The organism is Microcoleus sp. K5-D4 (genome assembly GCF_036704575.1).
Lineage (GTDB): Bacteria > Cyanobacteriota > Cyanobacteriia > Cyanobacteriales > Microcoleaceae > Microcoleus.
On sequence record NZ_JAUBSD010000001.1, the window covers coordinates 64,362 to 79,857 of the forward strand.

Sequence of the window (15,496 nt, forward strand, 5' to 3'; positions counted from 1 at the left end):
AGGATTAACCTCCTAATATGTGTGTTTTTGTCGAATTCCGTTGAAATGGCGGCACTGGTCACTTGCACTTGGGCCTCGGACGCATTCAACCGCGTCCGTACAAAAAACGGAAGATGAAACAAACGGCACTGATTGGCTCAACGTAAACATTTTATCGGAGTCCGCGTCCCGGAGATGCGCAGTATGTTCAAGACTGTCTTATTTCCTGTAGATCAAAGCCGAGAAGCCCGCGAAGCTGCCGAAAAGGTGGTCAATATCGTGAAAACCTACGCCTCTCGCTTAGTAATTCTCTCGGTAGTCGAGCCCCCAGCCGAGGAGGCCGACGCCCCCGCGCGAGAGGTGATGACTTCCCCCGAAGCAGTCGCCAAACTTCTTTCTGAGGCCCAATCGATGTTTTCCCAGCAGGGAATTGAAGCTGAAATCATCGAACGGGAAGGCAAACCTGCTTTCACGATTTGCGATGTGGCTGACGAAATTGGGGCCGATTTGATTGTGATGGGCTGTCGGGGGATGGGTTTAACCGATGATGGGGCGTCTGACAGCGTTACCAATCGGGTGATCAATCTGTCTCCTTGTGCAGTTTTGATTGTGCCTTAGTCAGTTGGCAGTTGTCAGTTGACTGTTGACTGTTGGTAGTTGGCAGTTGACAGTTGACTGTTGTCATTCAACAACTAACCAATAACAACTAACAACTAACAACTGTCAACTAACCACTAACTAATAACAACTAACAAGTAACAAGTAACAAAAGTCAAAAGTCAACAGTCAACAGTCAACAGTCAACTAACTAATGAAAATTCACTGGTATCCCGGTCACATTGCCAAAGCTGAACGGGCATTAAAAGAACAGCTAAAGCGGGTAGATGTGGTGCTCGAAGTCCGAGATGCCCGCATTCCATTGGCTACTTATCACCCCCAAATGCCGAGCTGGGTGGGCGGCAAGCCGCGAGTCTTGGTCATCAACCGCATGGATATGATTACACCTCGATCGCGCGAGGCGTGGGAAACATGGTTTGAGGCTCAGGGGGAAACTGCGTATTTTACTAATGCCGAGCACGGTCAAGGAGTAGACGCTGTGGCGGATGCCGTGCAGGATGCTGGGGTGCAGCTAAATAAAAGAAGGTTCGATCGAGGTATGCTGCCCCGTCCAGTCCGTGCAGTGGTGATGGGATTTCCCAATGTGGGAAAATCTGCTTTAATTAATCGGCTGTTAGGGCGGAGAGTGGTAGACAGTGCCCGCAGAGCTGGAGTAACTAAATCGCTCCGATGGATTCGCATTTCCGACGAAATAGAATTATTAGACGCGCCTGGAGTGATCCCAACCCGAATTAACAATCAAGAAAATGCCATAAAATTAGCTATTTGCGAAGATATTGGCGAAGCAGCTTACGACAATCAGGTAGTAGCAGCAGCGATGGTAGATTTGCTGCAAGGGCTGGAGGCGACTGATGACACGTTGGTATCACTATCTGGTTTCAAATCCAGGTATAAATTAGATCCAGCATCTAGTAATGGTGAAGATTATTTGCACGAGGTCGCAAAAGACAAGTATAAAGGAGATGTCGAACGAACGGCGCGACAGATGTTAAACGATTTTAGAACTGGTGTTTTGGGTCAACTTTCTTTGGAGTTGCCGCCGGCTTGATCAGACTCGTAACCTACAACTAATCAGAAATGGTATTCAATAGAGAGTTGCTGACGGTGATAATTTGAACTTCGTCTCCTATGTGTAATATTTTTTCTGCTGCTTGAGGTGCGAGTCGCGTGTTAACTATCAGCCGACTAAAGTGATTTAAATGCCCTTTTTTTACCAAGTCAGGCATGATTTCCTTCTGCTTGGCTGTTAGTATATTTTTAAAATTTAGATCGCCTGCTTTCGCCCCATAGTTTCGCGTAGATAGGATACATGGCTGACCGGGATGAATAGCTTCAAATATTACTGTTCCTATTTTAAACCTCACAATTTCATCGGATTGTGAGAAAAGTTGGTCTTCCCAAAAAGCCGGGACATCTCCTATTTCAATATTAGCTCGCAAGCGATGGCGCATCTCGTTAACGCAAACTCTCGGAAACCAAGATGCAACTTCGGCAATTGTTTCGGTACTGATAATGCTTGGCCCTGGTGCAGCGAGATTGTCGGGAAAACCAGTCAGCAAGTTTTCAATTAACTTGACGGGGAAACCGAAGTAGTTGCTCAACCAAGATTCTATTCCAAAGCGTTCTCTATCTACATGAAAAAATATTTCTTGTTCGGTGCCTTGAATTTTTAGACCGGCAATTCTCTTTTTGATGTCAAAGGATAAGCGTAGAAAACGGACTCCGCTGTTGTGCTTAGTGTTAACAAATTCTCCGGCTGCATCGCAGATTGCAAAAGAGCGATCACCTTCTAGAGCTCCGCTGGCTAGAATAGTTGCTTGACTGACTGCTATGCCGTCAAGGGACTTGACCGGATAGATATGAATGCTGGCGACGTATGACATTTCGAGCCATTGATAAAAAATAGTCGTTTTAGATACATTCTAGCATCCCTGTCCGCAGAAGGATGACTGCCGTTGACTCTACTAAATAAAATATGAATGAAATAAAAATGGGCTACTTTTTTGAAGTTTACATTGTGCCGGAGCAGCTTGTAAAGAAAAATCAAAGAAGTCTGACTGAGCTTGTGGTATATATTATGCTAACAAATACAAACAATTGAACAGAGTTGCAAGCAATGACTAAAAGCGAAAGAACAGGTATGATTTCGCGACGGAATTTAATGCTGAGGGCTGGTGCAGGGATGCTGGCGGCCAGCATTGCACCAGCGTTTTTACAAGCCGAAGCAGCAAAGGCAGAGGCAATCTCTGACATTACTCCTACTGACATTACTCCTAACACTGCTCTTAAGAAATTGATGGAGGGTAATCAACGCTACATTGAGCAAAAACGGACATTTCCCGACCAAGCTCGATCGCGAGTTGTAGAAGTAGCACAGGGTCAACATCCGTTTGCAACCATCCTGGCTTGTTCTGATTCGCGCGTTGCTCCCGAAATTATTTTCGACCAAGGATTAGGGGACTTATTTGATATTCGAGTAGCTGGAAATTTTCTCGACGATGTGGTTCTCGGGAATATAGAATATGCCACCTTAGAATTAGGCGTGCCACTATTAGTAATTCTGGGTCACGAACGCTGCGGTGCTGTCAAAGCAGCTTTAGATGGTAAAGCTGTTCCGGGTCACATTAGCACTTTGGTGGCGGCGATTAAACCTGCAGTTGATTCGACCAAAGGTCAAAAAGGCGATGCCTGGGATAATGCAGTCAGAGCTAACGTGAAAATGAATGTCAATCAGTTACAATCCTCCTCGCCTATTTTAGCTGAAGCAGTCAAAGCGGGCAAGCTTAAAGTTGTTGGGGGCCGCTACGATTTGGATAGTGGCAAAGTAGAGATAATTGCTTGATTTTGCGGGTAATTTTCAGAATTTTTAGGGTAGTGCCAAGAGTGCCTACCCTTGGGGAGCGAGGGGAAACCATCGGGGATTGCCCCTAAAAATTATTGGGCAACGATAAAGTAGATATGCAAGTTTAAAGTAAACCCATTTCTTGTAGTCCTCGGCGCAGGCGTTCTGCTTCAAATGGGCGGCGCTGTTCGTGAAGGGCGATCGCTCTTTTGAATTCTGCTAAACTCTCTGGCATTTTGCCAATTTTAAGCAGCGCTACTGCTAAGTTTTGATGAGCTTCCGCGTGTTCTGGATCGATTTTAATCGCTTGTCGGTAATAGGCGATCGCATCTGCTATATTTCCGGCTGCCTTCAGCGTAAGTCCTAAATTATAGTGACCTGCTGCAAAATTGGGGTCAATTTTTAAAGCTGCTTTGTAAGCTTTTTCAGCAGATTTCAAATCTCCTTCATCTTTGAACAAATTGCCCAAATTATTGTAAGCACCCAACTTGAGCGGCGGGAACACATTGGTATTAATTGCCGCTTGATAGTGTTCTTTTGCTTTGGCAAACTGCTGCTGCTGGCGATAAGCAATTCCCAAATGATAGTTCAGCTCGTAAACAATAGAATCATCAATGGCCTCGGCAGTCAAGCCTTTGGTTAATAAATTAATTCCCCGCCCAATTTGCCCGCTTTCTACATACAAAGCGCCTAATTTGCTACAAGCATAAGCATCGTTGGGATAATAAGCGATATAGCGTTCCATTGCTGCTTGAGCTTTTTGGAATTTACTTTTTGCGGCGATCGCATCTTTTTGATAACCAGAGTGCCAAATCGCCACATCGGGGAGAGAAGCTATTTTCCATTGTGGTTCCCTCTGCAAAATCTCAGCCACGCTGTCGTCTACCATGGCGTGGTAAGGGCGAGAAAAGCGGATATCGAGGCGATTGCGAAACAAGCGCGACACTAGGGAATAGGGAGATTGAGAGGCACCGATTTCTTGGCGGATGAGATTGATTAGCAGCAGCCGATCGCTCGCAATTGCCTGCTTTATTTGAGGTAGAATCTCCGGTACCAAAACCTCATCGGCATCCAACACCAAAATCCAGTCGCCCTGGGCGTGCTTCAGACACTCATTGCGCGCCGCGGCGAAGTCGTCGCACCATTCAAAGTCATAAACCCTCGCCCCGGATTCTCGGGCAATTTCACGGGTGCGATCGCCCGATCCCGTATCCACCACCACCATTTCGTCCACAACACCCTTAACGCTGTCCAAAGTCCGCGACAGTGTTGCCTCTTCATTCTTCACAATCATGCACAGAGTCAGATCCATCGGGCGCAAACTTTCCTCGTTTCACAAAATTATTGTAATTTTTTTACCAGTAAAACACAAAAAGTCCCAGAAAAAATTCTCCTATTTCCCTTTTGCTTTGAGCATAAGTACCTTTGTTCCCTAGAAAAAGTGGGTTAACTCTTTTGAGATATTAAAAAGCCTCAACCTGGGACGATTGATGAGAAATTCTACCACTTTCGGTTCCTCCCTACGGTAGAGGTAAAGGCTCGATAGCGCTTGTTATTCTAAGAACATAAGACAAGGGACGAGAAAAGTTTAAGTATTCAGGAGAAAGAGAAATGGGAATTATTGCTTGGATCGTTTTAGGACTGATTGCCGGTGCGATCGCCAAAGCCATTTATCCGGGAACTCAAGGCGGTGGTTTTCTGGCAACAACAGGTTTAGGAATTTTGGGCGCCCTAGTGGGAGGTTATCTAGGTCAAGTCTTACTGGGGACTAGCGGGGGAGCATCCTTCGGAGCATTGACTCTACCCAGCATAGCTTTTGCAGTTGTAGGTGCGATCGTTCTACTTTTCATCTGGGGATTGTTAACTCAGCGTGCTGCATAACAAATATTGCCAATTCCCAGTCGATCGACTTTTAGGGTATTCATAAACCCGGTTTCTTCAAGAAGCCGGGTTTTTCAGTTGTTGGTAGGATGCCTCAGCCTACTTTTACCAAATCCGGGTTAAAAACCCCTATCAGACTCAGCGCTGGCAACGGTTCAAGAGCAAAACTTTCGTCCGAACAGAGGGGAACTGAAGAATAAAGGGGTAAAAATCCCGGACTTGGTATTAATTAATCAATCCGCAAATTGAAAGGCAAGCGAACATAAACCCCCTGCGGGTCATTCATCGACTTGATCACAGCCAATTCATCTTGCATTTTCTTAAATTCGGCCGTTAGCGGGTCGAGTTTGGTGGCGGGTTTCAAAACGTGAACGCCGGAAATTTTTTCCAAAATTCGCTCCTCCAAAGTGCGGCGTTTTGGATATTCTTCCAACTTCCAATCGTCGCCGAGTTTAGCTTGCTTAGCCGCCTCTCTGACAGCATCTTCAAGACCGCCAATTTCATCGACTAAACCCAACTCTTTCGCCGCCGTACCAGACCACACCCTGCCTTGAGCAATTTCTTGTACCTTGTTTTTCGGCAGTTTGCGGGAGTTGGCGACTTTAGTAATAAATCGATCGTAAATGCGATCGACTATCCTCTGAATATTCGCCAATTCTTGAGGATTTTTCGGACGGGAAACCGTGTTAGTATCCGCAAAGCGGGCGGTTTTCACAACGTCCCAAGTCAGGCCGTTGTTAGCAGCCAACTTTTCGGCGTTAAACAGCATTCCAAAAACGCCAATAGAACCAGTAATCGTATTGGGTTCGGCAAAAATGCGGCTGGAACCCATCGAAATCCAATAGCCGCCGGAAGCTGCTAAATTGCCCATTGAAACAATAACTGGTTTCTTTTTCCCCGTCAGCATCACTTCGCGCCCAATGACTTCGGCCGCCGTCGCGCTGCCTCCGGGACTGTTGACGCGCAAAACCACTGCTTTTACGTCGTTATCTTCTCGAATTTTCCGCATTTCTTGAGCGATGCGATCGCCTCCTACTTCAGTCGGGCCCCCTTCGCCGTCTACAATTTCTCCCTCGGCGTAAAGTATAGCAATTTGGTTTTTCTTGTTAGCGTGAGTTGAGTTTTTATTCTCCGCAATTTTCGCATAGTTTTTCAAACTAATTTGCTTGAAAGATTTGTTTTCGCGATCGGTTCCTGTGAGTTTTTTGAGTTCGGTCGATATTTCGTCAAAGTATACAACTTTATCAACTAACTTGTTTTTGAGAGCTTCGTCAGCCATCAAAGTTCCGCCATTATCTGCAAGCGCTTGCAGTTGCGGAACAGTCACTTTGCGGCTCGGAGCGACAGTTTTCAGGTATTCTCCCCACATATCTCCGAGCAACTTTTGAGTTTGCTGGCGATTTTCGGGACTCATTTTTGTGAGCAAAAACGGCTCAACGGCTGACTTGTATTTGCCGACGCGAGTCACTTGCACTCCGACGCCGTATTTTTCCAAAGCACCAGTGAAAAACATTCCCTGACTGCTAAAACCGTTGATTTCCAAAGCGCCGTAAGGATTGACGGCAATTGTATTAGCAACGGAACCGAGGTAATAATCTCGCTCATTCCAGTCCATCTGGTAAGCAAAAATGGGTTTTTTGGCATCTCGGAAACGCTGCAAGGCAGATCGAACTTCTTTGAGATTGGCAAACCCGGTGCTGCTCGAATCCGAGCTGCCTTCGAGATAAAGGCCAACTATTTTCGGGTCTTTTTTCGCATATTCGATCGTGTCTAAAACAGTCCGCAACGTTACTGTATCGCCGGAATCTTCCGAAAGCACTTCTTCAATCGCCGCGCCAGTGCTACGGCTCGGTTTGCTGTCGGTGATATTTGAAGAAAGGTCTAATACCAATACAGACTTATCTTTAACTTGCGGGCCTGAATCTTTAGACGACGATGCCGCCACAGCAATTAGCAGTACCAGTCCCCCCAATCCGATGCTGCCCAGCAGCAACATTCCTAGGAAGGTTCCCAGTAAACTTGCACAGGTATATTTTAGGAAATCTTTCATTAGATAATTGGTAATTAGTTATTAGTCAATAGTCAGTAGTCATTAGTTAGAGTATATCCGGTGAGAGTAGAATGATACCGAGACGAGCGTCCCGCTCGCACTGCAATCGGAATGATATTTTTCCGATGCCAGCGGAAACGATATTATGGGTAATTCCTGCAACTAGGATTTAGCAATTATCCTCTGTCATAGTTATTAGCTAATGACTTTTGACTGCTGACTAATGACTTTTGACTGCTGACTCACTTTTATCTTAACCTTTCCAAAACCCCAGATTGTTTTAGCTCATCCAAATTACCGCAGCCCGTACAGAACATCACGGTGGCGATTTCTGCAATTAAAGCCTCAGCTAGAAGGGCTGCGGCTGATTCCGATTCCGCAGCAGCTTGTAGAAACGGCCGCGCCAGTCCCGCAATATCCGCGCCCAGGGCGATAGCCTTCGCTGCATCCAACCCATTCTGCAATCCTCCCGAGGCAATCAGGGGAACATCCGGCGCTACGGCGCGGGTGCTGACAATGCACTCGGCTGTCGGTATTCCCCAGTCGGCAAAGGTTGCGCCCAACCTGCGCTGCTTACCATCTTTAGCTCGCTCTCCTTCTATTTTGGCCCAAGAAGTGCCTCCGGCTCCGGCAATGTCGATCGCACCTACCCCAGCGGCGAGCAATTTCTTTGCCATCTTTCCTGAAATACCGTTGCCGACTTCTTTAGCAATAACTGGTACTGGTAATTTAGCGCACAATTTGGCAATTTTATCTAGCAGTCCTTTAAAGTTAGTATCGCCTTCGGTTTGAACGCACTCTTGCAGCGGATTGAGGTGCAAAATTAGGGCATCTGCTTCTAGAATATCAATAATTTTTTGGCACTCTTCCAAACCGTAATTGTAGTTTAATTGAACCGCTCCGATATTGGCAAATAGCAGAATATCTGGAGCCCGCCGCCGGACTGCAAATGTAGGAGCTAGTTGAGGATTTTCTACGATGATTCGCTGGGAACCGACTCCCATTGCCAGTTTGTATTCTTGAGCGACATCGGCGAGGCGATAATTGATTGTCTGGGCTAATTCTGTGCCACCTGTCATCGAGGAAATTAGCAGGGGAACGGCTAGTTTTTTGCCTAGAAATGTGGAGGTTAAATCGATTTCAGTGCGATCGAGTTCTGGCAAACAGCAGTGTTCAAAACGGTAGCGTTCGAGGCCGCTGGTAGTTTCGCGAAATTGTACGTCTTCTTCGAGGCAAATCCGCAGGTGGTCTGCTTTGCGGGTTTCGGTTTGCGAGGGGGAGGTTAGCGGCAAGTTCACAGTTGCTATTTGGGGAAAGAGTTGTGATTTGGGAATATAGCAATTTTATTTCATTTTTGAATTTTTTAATGAACCGCAGAGAGCGCAGAGGGCGCTGAGTAGAAGAAAAGAGAGATGTTCGCAAATCCTGTAAGGGTTGCTGTATTATCCAGGAACAGTCAGTGGCATTCCGTTATCTGAAGGTTTTAATTTTAGTAAAAAAGGAACTGCTTTTTGCACCCAGGCTTTGGCTGATGTGTAATTTGCCGCATCTTCGCCGAAACAAATGTCCAGCATATCTGTGTGAATTATCCCCGGATTTACAGGAACTGCTGCCATACCTGCGGGCAATTCTTGAGCGAGCGATCGCGTAAGTCCTTCTATTGCCCACTTGGAAGCGCAATAGGGCGCGACTTCCGGCGAAGTTGACCTTCCCCAACCCGAACTAAAGTTGACAATTATGCCGCTTTTTCGAGCAATCATTGCCGGGACAAAGTGACGAATTACATTAGCCGTACCTTTAATATTAACATCAATTACCTGTGAAAATTCGTCGTTGCTGACATTCCAAAGAGGCGCGAGATGATTAGCTACACCTGCATTATTAATTAGCAAATCGGGCGGCTCATTTTTTGCCAGGATTTCTGTTGCCCAAGCTTTTATTTGCTCGTCGTTGGTGACATCCAAACAAGTAAAATGATGGGGCGCACTATGTTTTTTGTTGAGTTTTTCCACCGCTTCGGAAGAACGGGCGCATCCCAAAACTGTATGTCCCAATTCAATAAACTTTTCGGTCATGGCAAGACCGAGACCGCGACTGACTCCGGTAATTACAATTAATTTGGTCATAGATTTGCTGAATTTTGACATTAAGTAATACAATACATATTGACTGGTGAATTGACAAATCGATCGCAGGAGAAAGCATGAAAGTAAAAGCAGCAGTTGCTCGCAGTGCCGGCCAACCTTTGAGCATTGAAACGGTGGATCTGGATGGGCCGAGGGCTGGAGAGGTGCTGGTGGAAATTAAAGCCACGGGTGTTTGTCACACTGATGCTTACACTCTTTCGGGTGCCGATCCTGAAGGCTTGTTTCCGGCTATTTTAGGCCACGAGGGAGCCGGGATTGTCGCAGAAGTTGGGCCGGGAGTAACGAGTGTCAAAGTGGGCGATCGGGTAATTCCTCTCTACATTCCCGAATGCCGCAACTGCGAATATTGTTTGAGCCGCAAAACAAATCTCTGTCAAGCAATTCGCGTGACTCAAGGCCAGGGAGTGATGCCCGACGGCACCAGCAGGTTTTCCATAGACGGGCAGAAACTTTACCATTACATGGGAACTTCTACGTTCGCTAATTATACAGTATTGCCGGAAATTGCAGTAGCAAAAATTCGCGAAGATGCTCCTTTTGATAAAGTTTGTTTGATCGGCTGCGGCGTAACAACTGGCATCGGCGCTGTAATCAATACGGCGAAAGTAGAACCGGGTTCTAATGTGGTAGTTTTCGGTTTAGGCGGCGTGGGTTTGAATGTAATTCAAGCAGCTCGCATGGTGGGAGCTAACATGATTGTCGGCGTAGACTTGAATCCCGACAAGCGAGAGATGGCGGAAAAATTCGGCATGACTCACTTTGTCAATCCCCGCGAAGTGGAAGGTGATTTAGTGCCTTATTTAGTAGATTTAACCAAAGGTGGAGCTGATTACAGTTTTGAATGTATCGGCAACATTAATGTGATGCGCCAAGCTTTGGAATGCTGCCACAAAGGTTGGGGTGTGAGCGTAATTGTTGGGGTAGCCGGAGCCGGTCAAGAAATTAGTACCCGCCCGTTTCAGCTAGTAACTGGCCGGGTTTGGAAAGGGACGGCTTTTGGCGGGGCGAAAGGCAGAACTGATGTTCCTAAGATTGTTGATTGGTACATGGACGGTAAAATTGATATTGATAGTCTGGTAACTCAGGTAATGCCGATCGACAAGATCAATGAAGCTTTTGATTTAATGCACAAAGGCGAAGTAATTCGCACAGTGTTGACATTTTGAGTTTGAGAAGGAAGAAGTTCGGCAACGGATTTTGTAACGGATGTAACGGATAGAACAAAGCTTAATCCCCAATTCCCAATTCGCAATCCCCAATTCCCAATTATGCTCTCTGAATCCCTAAAACTGCACAAAGAATATAAAAGTTTCGGTGGCAAACTCGGCTTTTATAGCCATCAATCCTCAAGCTGCAACAGCGAGATGAAATTCGCTGTTTATCAGCCGCCGCAAGCTTTATCTCACCCCGTACCAGTTTTGTATTTTCTATCAGGTTTAACCTGCACAGAAGAGAACTTTATGGCAAAAGCGGGGGCGCAACAATTTGCGGCAAAATACGGGTTAATGTTGGTTGCCCCCGACACTAGCCCACGCAATACTGGCATCCCCGGCGAAGATAACGATTGGGATTTAGGAAGTGGTGCGGGTTTTTATGTGGATGCGACAGCCACACCTTGGAATTCTCACTATCGGATGTACAGTTATGTGGTTGATGAATTGCCCAATTTAATCGCCGAAAATTTTCCAGCGATACCCGAAAAACAGGGAATTTTCGGTCATTCGATGGGCGGACACGGGGCTTTAATTTGCGGTTTGAAAAATGGCTCTCGCTATCTTTCAGTTTCCGCTTTTGCACCTATTTCCGCGCCAATGCGCTGCCCTTGGGGACAAAAAATATTTGGACACTACCTCGGTGGCAACAAAGATATGTGGAAGGCTTGGGATGCTAGCGAATTGGTGCTTGAGGCGAAATACAACCGCCCGATTCTGATTGACTGCGGCACTGCTGATTCGTATCTGGCTGACGGGCAGTTGTTGCCAGAAGTGTTCGCGGAGGCTTGTGCAAAAGCGGGACAGCCACTAACTTTAAGGATGCAGGAAGGTTACGATCATAGCTATTATTTTATAGCTACTTTTATGGAAGATCACATTCGGCATCACGCGGCTGTTTTGTGCGGGTAGTTCCTAGCAGGAAGCAGGCAAGATGCCTGCTCCACAACAACTGTTAGGTTCTGGCTGGGAACCGCTATCCAGAGGCTCTGCATCGAATGGCTGCCATGAAATGTGGAGGCAGAGCCTCCGGATCTGCTTTACCAGGCTCTGCCTGGTAACGAGTGAAGTCGCTTCTACGATCGCAGGTATTTTCGGTTAATTAAGATTAATCGGAAATACCCAGTCTTTGTACTTGCTGTCGCGATTTTCGATAATCGCGGTGAGTTTGTCCAAAATCTTTTCGGTGATGGGTCTATTTTGGGGCAATTGATAGTTTTCTACTCGGTTAATAGGCGTAATTTTGGCGGCGGTTCCGCACAGGAAAATCTCGTCTGCAATCAACAGTTCTGATTTATCAACTGGTCTTTCTGTTATTTCAATTCCTAAGTCTCTAGCGATAGTTATAACGCTGTCTCTGGTAATTCCTTCGAGAATATCTTGCTCGAAACCTGGAGTAACTAATTTACCGTTTCTGGCGACAAATATGTTCATCCCTGAAGCTTCGCTGACTTTTCCCTGAGTATTCATCATAATAGCTTCGTCGAAGCCTGATTGTACTGCTTCTGTTTTAGCTAATGCTGAGGTGATGTAAGCACCGCTAATTTTACCTCTTAAGGGCAAACTGCGGTCTTCTTGGCGGTACCAAGAGCTAATTCTACAGTTGACTCCTTCTTTGGGCAAATAGTCTGAAAGTTCTAATCCGTAGACAAAAAAGTCGGTTTCTACGTTGTGCAGTCGCGGGGCAATTCCTAAACTGGATGTGTAGATAAAAGGGCGGATATAAAATGATTTTGTGGGTTGGTTTTTCTGGACAAAATCAATGATTATTTGTTGGATTTTGCTGGCTGGTAAATCGCAGTGAAGGAAGCTGGCACTTTGACTTAATCTTTGACAGTGGCGGTCTAATCTAAATAGCAATATTCGATCGGCATTTTGGGGGTCGGGAATTCCCCGCAACCCGCCTAAGACTCCGGTTCCGTAGTGCAGTGCGTGGGTGGCTATGGAAATTTTGGCGTCGGTAAAGGGGAGAAATTGGTTTTGAAAGTAGGCAATTGGTAGAAAACTATCCATGATTCAAGCTGGCGATGAGTTTGGCAGTCCGCTAGGAAAGCTGAATTTGGTTATATTACCATAAGTTATACCATTTGAGATTTGAGATTGAGAATGGCTGATTTGATAAGGGTTTGAAGCTTGCTTACAGTTGGATTTTTTTTAGACTGGTATTATTCTTTTGTTGTTATAGCGATTGATAAAATAATATCAAAAGCCGTCTATTAGGTTGATAATTGTTTGGGGAAAGAGTGCGATCCTCTTCGAGGGCTTCGCTAACGACTACAAACAAAAATCCATCAAGGGGCAACTATGGCACGTAAATGTTTCATCATCGAAATGGGGATGGGGGTAGACCAGCACGGGCAAGAACCGACTGTAGCCTGTGCCAGGGCTGTACGGAATGCGATCGCCCATAATGCTCTCCTAGGCGTCTGGGAAGTGGCGGGTTTGACTGACCCGAATCAGATGATTGTTGAGGTTAAGGTGGCTGTTCCTTACCCGGAACAAGTGCGGGAACAGGAGGTGTTGGCGGTGCTGCCTTTTGGCAGCAAAACTCTGATTGTGGAGCAAGGAGGCATGATTGTGCCAGGAAGGGCGATCGCCTCTCTGAATGATAAAAATGATGAAATGCTAATCGCTGTGGCGGCGGTGAGTGTTTTTGTGGAAACTGAGGGCTAATTAATTTTGTGTAGTTTGAATAAATCGCCCGATCGCACTTGCTTGTTTCCGCGATCGGGCGATCGAACGCCTGTCTGTTAAAAAATGATTAATTTAGACTAAGTTGTAGCGTGTGTCAGAGATATGGCATGAAATATCGTAGAAAATCTGAGGCTTTAAGGCACCCTATAACTTAGTCTGTTCAACGGTAAGGTTTATTTGCGCCTACCTAGTTAATTTTGAAGTTTTAATGGATAATTTTTAATTGTTCAGACGACCGGGTATGTAAGCAATCCAGCAAAACCCTACGATTAATAACAGCCACGTCGCTGTAATATTGCTGCCCAACAACCTGCGGAGAAAATCTTCCATTGTTCTCAAAAATTATAGAGTTTAAAAGAATCTATTGCTGTTCCCTCTCTGCTCGGCAAAGATAGAGTGCGATTGGCTTTTAGGCGATCGCACTCTACCTCCTGTACCTCCTATTGGGGCTGGCTGGTATCTGCCAACATTTGGTTAACCATTTGCAAGTGCGCCTGAAGGTTCGGCAACTTCTGGGTGGCCCAAGCCTTCAAGTCGGCATCTTGTCCCTGTTGAGATTGAGCCTGAAACAGAGAAATAGCCTGATTGTGGCTCTCGATCATAGCCTGCTTGTAAGCAGTGTCAAAACTTCTACCGGAGAGTCCCGAAAGTCGCTCCATCAAAGCTGTGTTCTGGCTGCTCATTTCGGTTGGCAGTTTTACGCCTTTTTGCGTTGCTACCTGCATCAGTTCTTGATTAGCCTGGGTGTGTTCGTCAACCATTTCTTGCCCGTATTGTTTCACACTAGCACTAGAACCGCGCTGCACTGCCAATCTGCCGAGCTCCACTTCCAGCATACCAAGTTGACCTGCTTGCATGACAAAGTTTCTGTCTTGGCTGCTGAGAGAATTAGGCGAAGTTTCGCCACCTGTTGGAGTGTTGGGAGAACGGCTGGGAGTGTTGTTGATGGGGCTATTTGGAGAACGGCCGGGAGTGTTGTTGCTGGGGGTAGTTGGAGTGTTGGGAGAACGGCCGGGAGTGTTGTTGGTGGGGGTATTTGGAGTGTTGGGAGAACCGCCAGGATTGTTGTTGTTAGGATCTGTAACAGAAGGTCCCGGAGAATTAGGATCGTTTAAGTCGCTATCAGCAAGCTCAAAAACTCGATCGCCCGACTGGTTGAAGCCGTGAGTCTGGCGGTTTAATTCTGCGAATCCCGGCACAGCTATCAAGGAACTAACGCCGGCAATTCCGGCAACTGTTACCAATTTTTTGAACAAACTTTTGCGATTGAGTGAAGTCATGAATTTCTAAGCCTCTAAGTTGTTTTCAAAAGTACGTGAAGCGAAGCTATCCCGTAGGGAATCGCCCGAAACTACCGATGGGATGGTGTACTGCCTTTCCGAAACAAGTTGATCAAACCAAAGGCGCCCAAGGCACCCAGCCACCCGAAATTGTTGGGGCTATCGCGCCGAGCACTCAAAACTCCAGAATTAGTATCAGCCGGCGTCGATGTGGTATCGGTTGTACCGGTTGTACCCGTTGTGCCCGTGCCTGTCGTACCGGTTGTACCCGTTGTGCCGGTGCCTGTTGTACCGGTTGTACCCGTTGTGCCCGTGCCCGTCGTATCGGTTGTACCGCTTGTACCCGTGCCAGTCGTACCAGTTGTACCAGTTGTACCCGTTGTACCCGTGCCAGTCGTACCGCTTGTACCGCTTGTGCCGGTGCCAGTGGTATCGGTTGTACTGCTTGTACCCGTGCCAGTCGTACCCGTTGTACCGGTTGTATCGGTGCCAGTCGTACCCGTTGTACCGCTTGTACCGCTTGTATCGGTGCCAGTCGTACCGCTTGTACCGCTTGTATCGGTGCCACTCGTACCCGTTGTACCGCTTGTACCGGTTGTATCGGTGCCAGTCGTACCAGTTGTACCCGTTGTACCGGTTGTATCGGTGCCAGTCGTACCGCTTGTACCCGTTGTACCGGTTGTATCGGTGCCAGTCGTACCGCTTGTACCCGTTGTGCCCGTGCCAGTCGTACCGCTTGTACCCGTTGTACCCGTGCCAGTCGTACCGCTTGTACCGCTGGTACCGCTTGTACC

At 46.7% G+C, this 15,496-nt stretch carries 16 protein-coding genes; 8 read left to right on the forward strand and 8 right to left on the reverse strand.

Annotated features, from left to right (window positions below; genetic code table 11):
* Positions 1 to 183: 183 nt before the first annotated feature.
* Both QUA77_RS00320 and ylqF read left to right on the forward strand, forming a co-directional pair.
* The gene (locus tag QUA77_RS00320) at positions 184 to 597 is read left to right on the forward strand and encodes a universal stress protein (protein WP_333045478.1); all 414 of its coding nucleotides are present in this window, start codon (positions 184 to 186) and stop codon (positions 595 to 597) included.
* Between the two features lie 193 nt (positions 598 to 790).
* Complete coding sequence (ylqF, locus tag QUA77_RS00325; protein WP_333060647.1) at positions 791 to 1,645, forward strand: ribosome biogenesis GTPase YlqF; 855 nt, start codon at positions 791 to 793, stop codon at positions 1,643 to 1,645.
* 19 nt (positions 1,646 to 1,664) lie between these two features.
* Here ylqF and QUA77_RS00330 read toward each other — a convergent pair whose 3' ends face one another.
* The gene (locus QUA77_RS00330) at positions 1,665 to 2,480 is read right to left on the reverse strand and encodes an MOSC N-terminal beta barrel domain-containing protein (protein ID WP_333060649.1); all 816 of its coding nucleotides are present in this window, start codon (positions 2,478 to 2,480) and stop codon (positions 1,665 to 1,667) included.
* A 233-nt stretch (positions 2,481 to 2,713) separates the two neighbouring features.
* Between QUA77_RS00330 and QUA77_RS00335 the strand changes: the two genes are divergently transcribed.
* Positions 2,714 to 3,439: a carbonic anhydrase gene (locus QUA77_RS00335; protein WP_333037425.1), complete on the forward strand. Its 726-nt coding sequence runs from the start codon at positions 2,714 to 2,716 to the stop codon at positions 3,437 to 3,439.
* Positions 3,440 to 3,563: 124 nt separating this feature from the next.
* Here the strand turns inward: QUA77_RS00335 and QUA77_RS00340 are convergent, their stop codons facing one another.
* On the reverse strand, positions 3,564 to 4,751 hold the full coding sequence (locus QUA77_RS00340; protein ID WP_333448908.1) for a tetratricopeptide repeat protein: 1,188 nt from the start codon (positions 4,749 to 4,751) through the stop codon (positions 3,564 to 3,566).
* Between the two features lie 299 nt (positions 4,752 to 5,050).
* On the opposite strand from QUA77_RS00340, the gene QUA77_RS00345 reads away from it, so the two are divergent.
* Positions 5,051 to 5,320 carry a GlsB/YeaQ/YmgE family stress response membrane protein gene (locus QUA77_RS00345; protein ID WP_333037423.1) on the forward strand — a complete coding sequence of 90 codons (270 nt, stop codon included), beginning with the start codon at positions 5,051 to 5,053 and terminating at the stop codon, positions 5,318 to 5,320.
* Between the two features lie 229 nt (positions 5,321 to 5,549).
* Here QUA77_RS00345 and sppA read toward each other — a convergent pair whose 3' ends face one another.
* The 3 genes from sppA to QUA77_RS00360 all read right to left on the reverse strand — a co-directional run bounded on the left by sppA (position 5,550) and on the right by QUA77_RS00360 (position 9,496).
* Positions 5,550 to 7,370, reverse strand: coding sequence for a signal peptide peptidase SppA (gene sppA / locus QUA77_RS00350; RefSeq protein ID WP_333037422.1), 1,821 nt, complete (start codon positions 7,368 to 7,370; stop codon positions 5,550 to 5,552).
* A gap of 248 nt (positions 7,371 to 7,618) precedes the next feature.
* Positions 7,619 to 8,668, reverse strand: coding sequence for a type 2 isopentenyl-diphosphate Delta-isomerase (fni, locus tag QUA77_RS00355; RefSeq protein ID WP_333448909.1), 1,050 nt, complete (start codon positions 8,666 to 8,668; stop codon positions 7,619 to 7,621).
* 144 nt (positions 8,669 to 8,812) lie between these two features.
* Positions 8,813 to 9,496, reverse strand: a complete 684-nt coding sequence (locus QUA77_RS00360; protein ID WP_333448910.1) for an SDR family NAD(P)-dependent oxidoreductase — start codon at positions 9,494 to 9,496, stop codon at positions 8,813 to 8,815.
* A gap of 77 nt (positions 9,497 to 9,573) precedes the next feature.
* Here QUA77_RS00360 and QUA77_RS00365 point away from each other — a divergent pair, with 77 nt between their 5' ends.
* The 3 genes from QUA77_RS00365 to QUA77_RS00375 all read left to right on the forward strand — a co-directional run bounded on the left by QUA77_RS00365 (position 9,574) and on the right by QUA77_RS00375 (position 11,830).
* Complete coding sequence (locus QUA77_RS00365; RefSeq protein WP_333373093.1) at positions 9,574 to 10,683, forward strand: S-(hydroxymethyl)glutathione dehydrogenase/class III alcohol dehydrogenase; 1,110 nt, start codon at positions 9,574 to 9,576, stop codon at positions 10,681 to 10,683.
* 102 nt (positions 10,684 to 10,785) lie between these two features.
* Positions 10,786 to 11,640 (forward strand): S-formylglutathione hydrolase, encoded by an 855-nt coding sequence (gene fghA, locus QUA77_RS00370; protein ID WP_333448911.1) that lies wholly within the window; start codon positions 10,786 to 10,788, stop codon positions 11,638 to 11,640.
* A 22-nt stretch (positions 11,641 to 11,662) separates the two neighbouring features.
* Entirely contained in the window at positions 11,663 to 11,830 is a 168-nt protein-coding gene (locus QUA77_RS00375) for a hypothetical protein (protein ID WP_333448912.1), read from the forward strand.
* On the opposite strand, the gene QUA77_RS00380 is transcribed toward QUA77_RS00375, so the two are convergent.
* A complete protein-coding gene (locus tag QUA77_RS00380; protein WP_333037417.1) occupies positions 11,827 to 12,741 on the reverse strand; it encodes a branched-chain amino acid transaminase in 915 nt (304 codons plus the stop codon). The genes QUA77_RS00375 and QUA77_RS00380 overlap by 4 nt on opposite strands.
* 291 nt (positions 12,742 to 13,032) lie before the next feature.
* Here QUA77_RS00380 and QUA77_RS00385 point away from each other — a divergent pair, with 291 nt between their 5' ends.
* The gene (locus QUA77_RS00385; RefSeq protein WP_333037416.1) at positions 13,033 to 13,401 is read left to right on the forward strand and encodes a Lin0512 family protein; all 369 of its coding nucleotides are present in this window, start codon (positions 13,033 to 13,035) and stop codon (positions 13,399 to 13,401) included.
* A gap of 461 nt (positions 13,402 to 13,862) precedes the next feature.
* Here the strand turns inward: QUA77_RS00385 and QUA77_RS00390 are convergent, their stop codons facing one another.
* Both QUA77_RS00390 and QUA77_RS00395 read right to left on the reverse strand, forming a co-directional pair.
* Entirely contained in the window at positions 13,863 to 14,702 is an 840-nt protein-coding gene (locus tag QUA77_RS00390; protein WP_333037415.1) for a DUF4142 domain-containing protein, read from the reverse strand.
* A gap of 71 nt (positions 14,703 to 14,773) precedes the next feature.
* Positions 14,774 to 15,496 (reverse strand): hypothetical protein (locus tag QUA77_RS00395; RefSeq protein WP_333448913.1); only part of this gene is annotated, 723 nt, incomplete at its 5' end.

Bases quoted from the DNA above. Each gene is read 5' to 3' on its own strand.
- QUA77_RS00320 (WP_333045478.1), top strand. From the start codon at position 184: ATGTTCAAGACTGTCTTATTTCCTGTAGATCAAAGCCGAGAAGCCCGC.
- ylqF (WP_333060647.1), top strand. From the start codon at position 791: ATGAAAATTCACTGGTATCCCGGTCACATTGCCAAAGCTGAACGGGCA.
- QUA77_RS00330 (WP_333060649.1), bottom strand. From the start codon at position 2,480: ATGTCATACGTCGCCAGCATTCATATCTATCCGGTCAAGTCCCTTGAC.
- QUA77_RS00335 (WP_333037425.1), top strand. From the start codon at position 2,714: ATGACTAAAAGCGAAAGAACAGGTATGATTTCGCGACGGAATTTAATG.
- QUA77_RS00340 (WP_333448908.1), bottom strand. From the start codon at position 4,751: ATGGATCTGACTCTGTGCATGATTGTGAAGAATGAAGAGGCAACACTG.
- QUA77_RS00345 (WP_333037423.1), top strand. From the start codon at position 5,051: ATGGGAATTATTGCTTGGATCGTTTTAGGACTGATTGCCGGTGCGATC.
- sppA (WP_333037422.1), bottom strand. From the start codon at position 7,370: ATGAAAGATTTCCTAAAATATACCTGTGCAAGTTTACTGGGAACCTTC.
- QUA77_RS00360 (WP_333448910.1), bottom strand. From the start codon at position 9,496: ATGACCAAATTAATTGTAATTACCGGAGTCAGTCGCGGTCTCGGTCTT.
- QUA77_RS00365 (WP_333373093.1), top strand. From the start codon at position 9,574: ATGAAAGTAAAAGCAGCAGTTGCTCGCAGTGCCGGCCAACCTTTGAGC.
- fghA (WP_333448911.1), top strand. From the start codon at position 10,786: ATGCTCTCTGAATCCCTAAAACTGCACAAAGAATATAAAAGTTTCGGT.
- QUA77_RS00375 (WP_333448912.1), top strand. From the start codon at position 11,663: ATGCCTGCTCCACAACAACTGTTAGGTTCTGGCTGGGAACCGCTATCC.
- QUA77_RS00380 (WP_333037417.1), bottom strand. From the start codon at position 12,741: ATGGATAGTTTTCTACCAATTGCCTACTTTCAAAACCAATTTCTCCCC.
- QUA77_RS00385 (WP_333037416.1), top strand. From the start codon at position 13,033: ATGGCACGTAAATGTTTCATCATCGAAATGGGGATGGGGGTAGACCAG.
- QUA77_RS00390 (WP_333037415.1), bottom strand. From the start codon at position 14,702: ATGACTTCACTCAATCGCAAAAGTTTGTTCAAAAAATTGGTAACAGTT.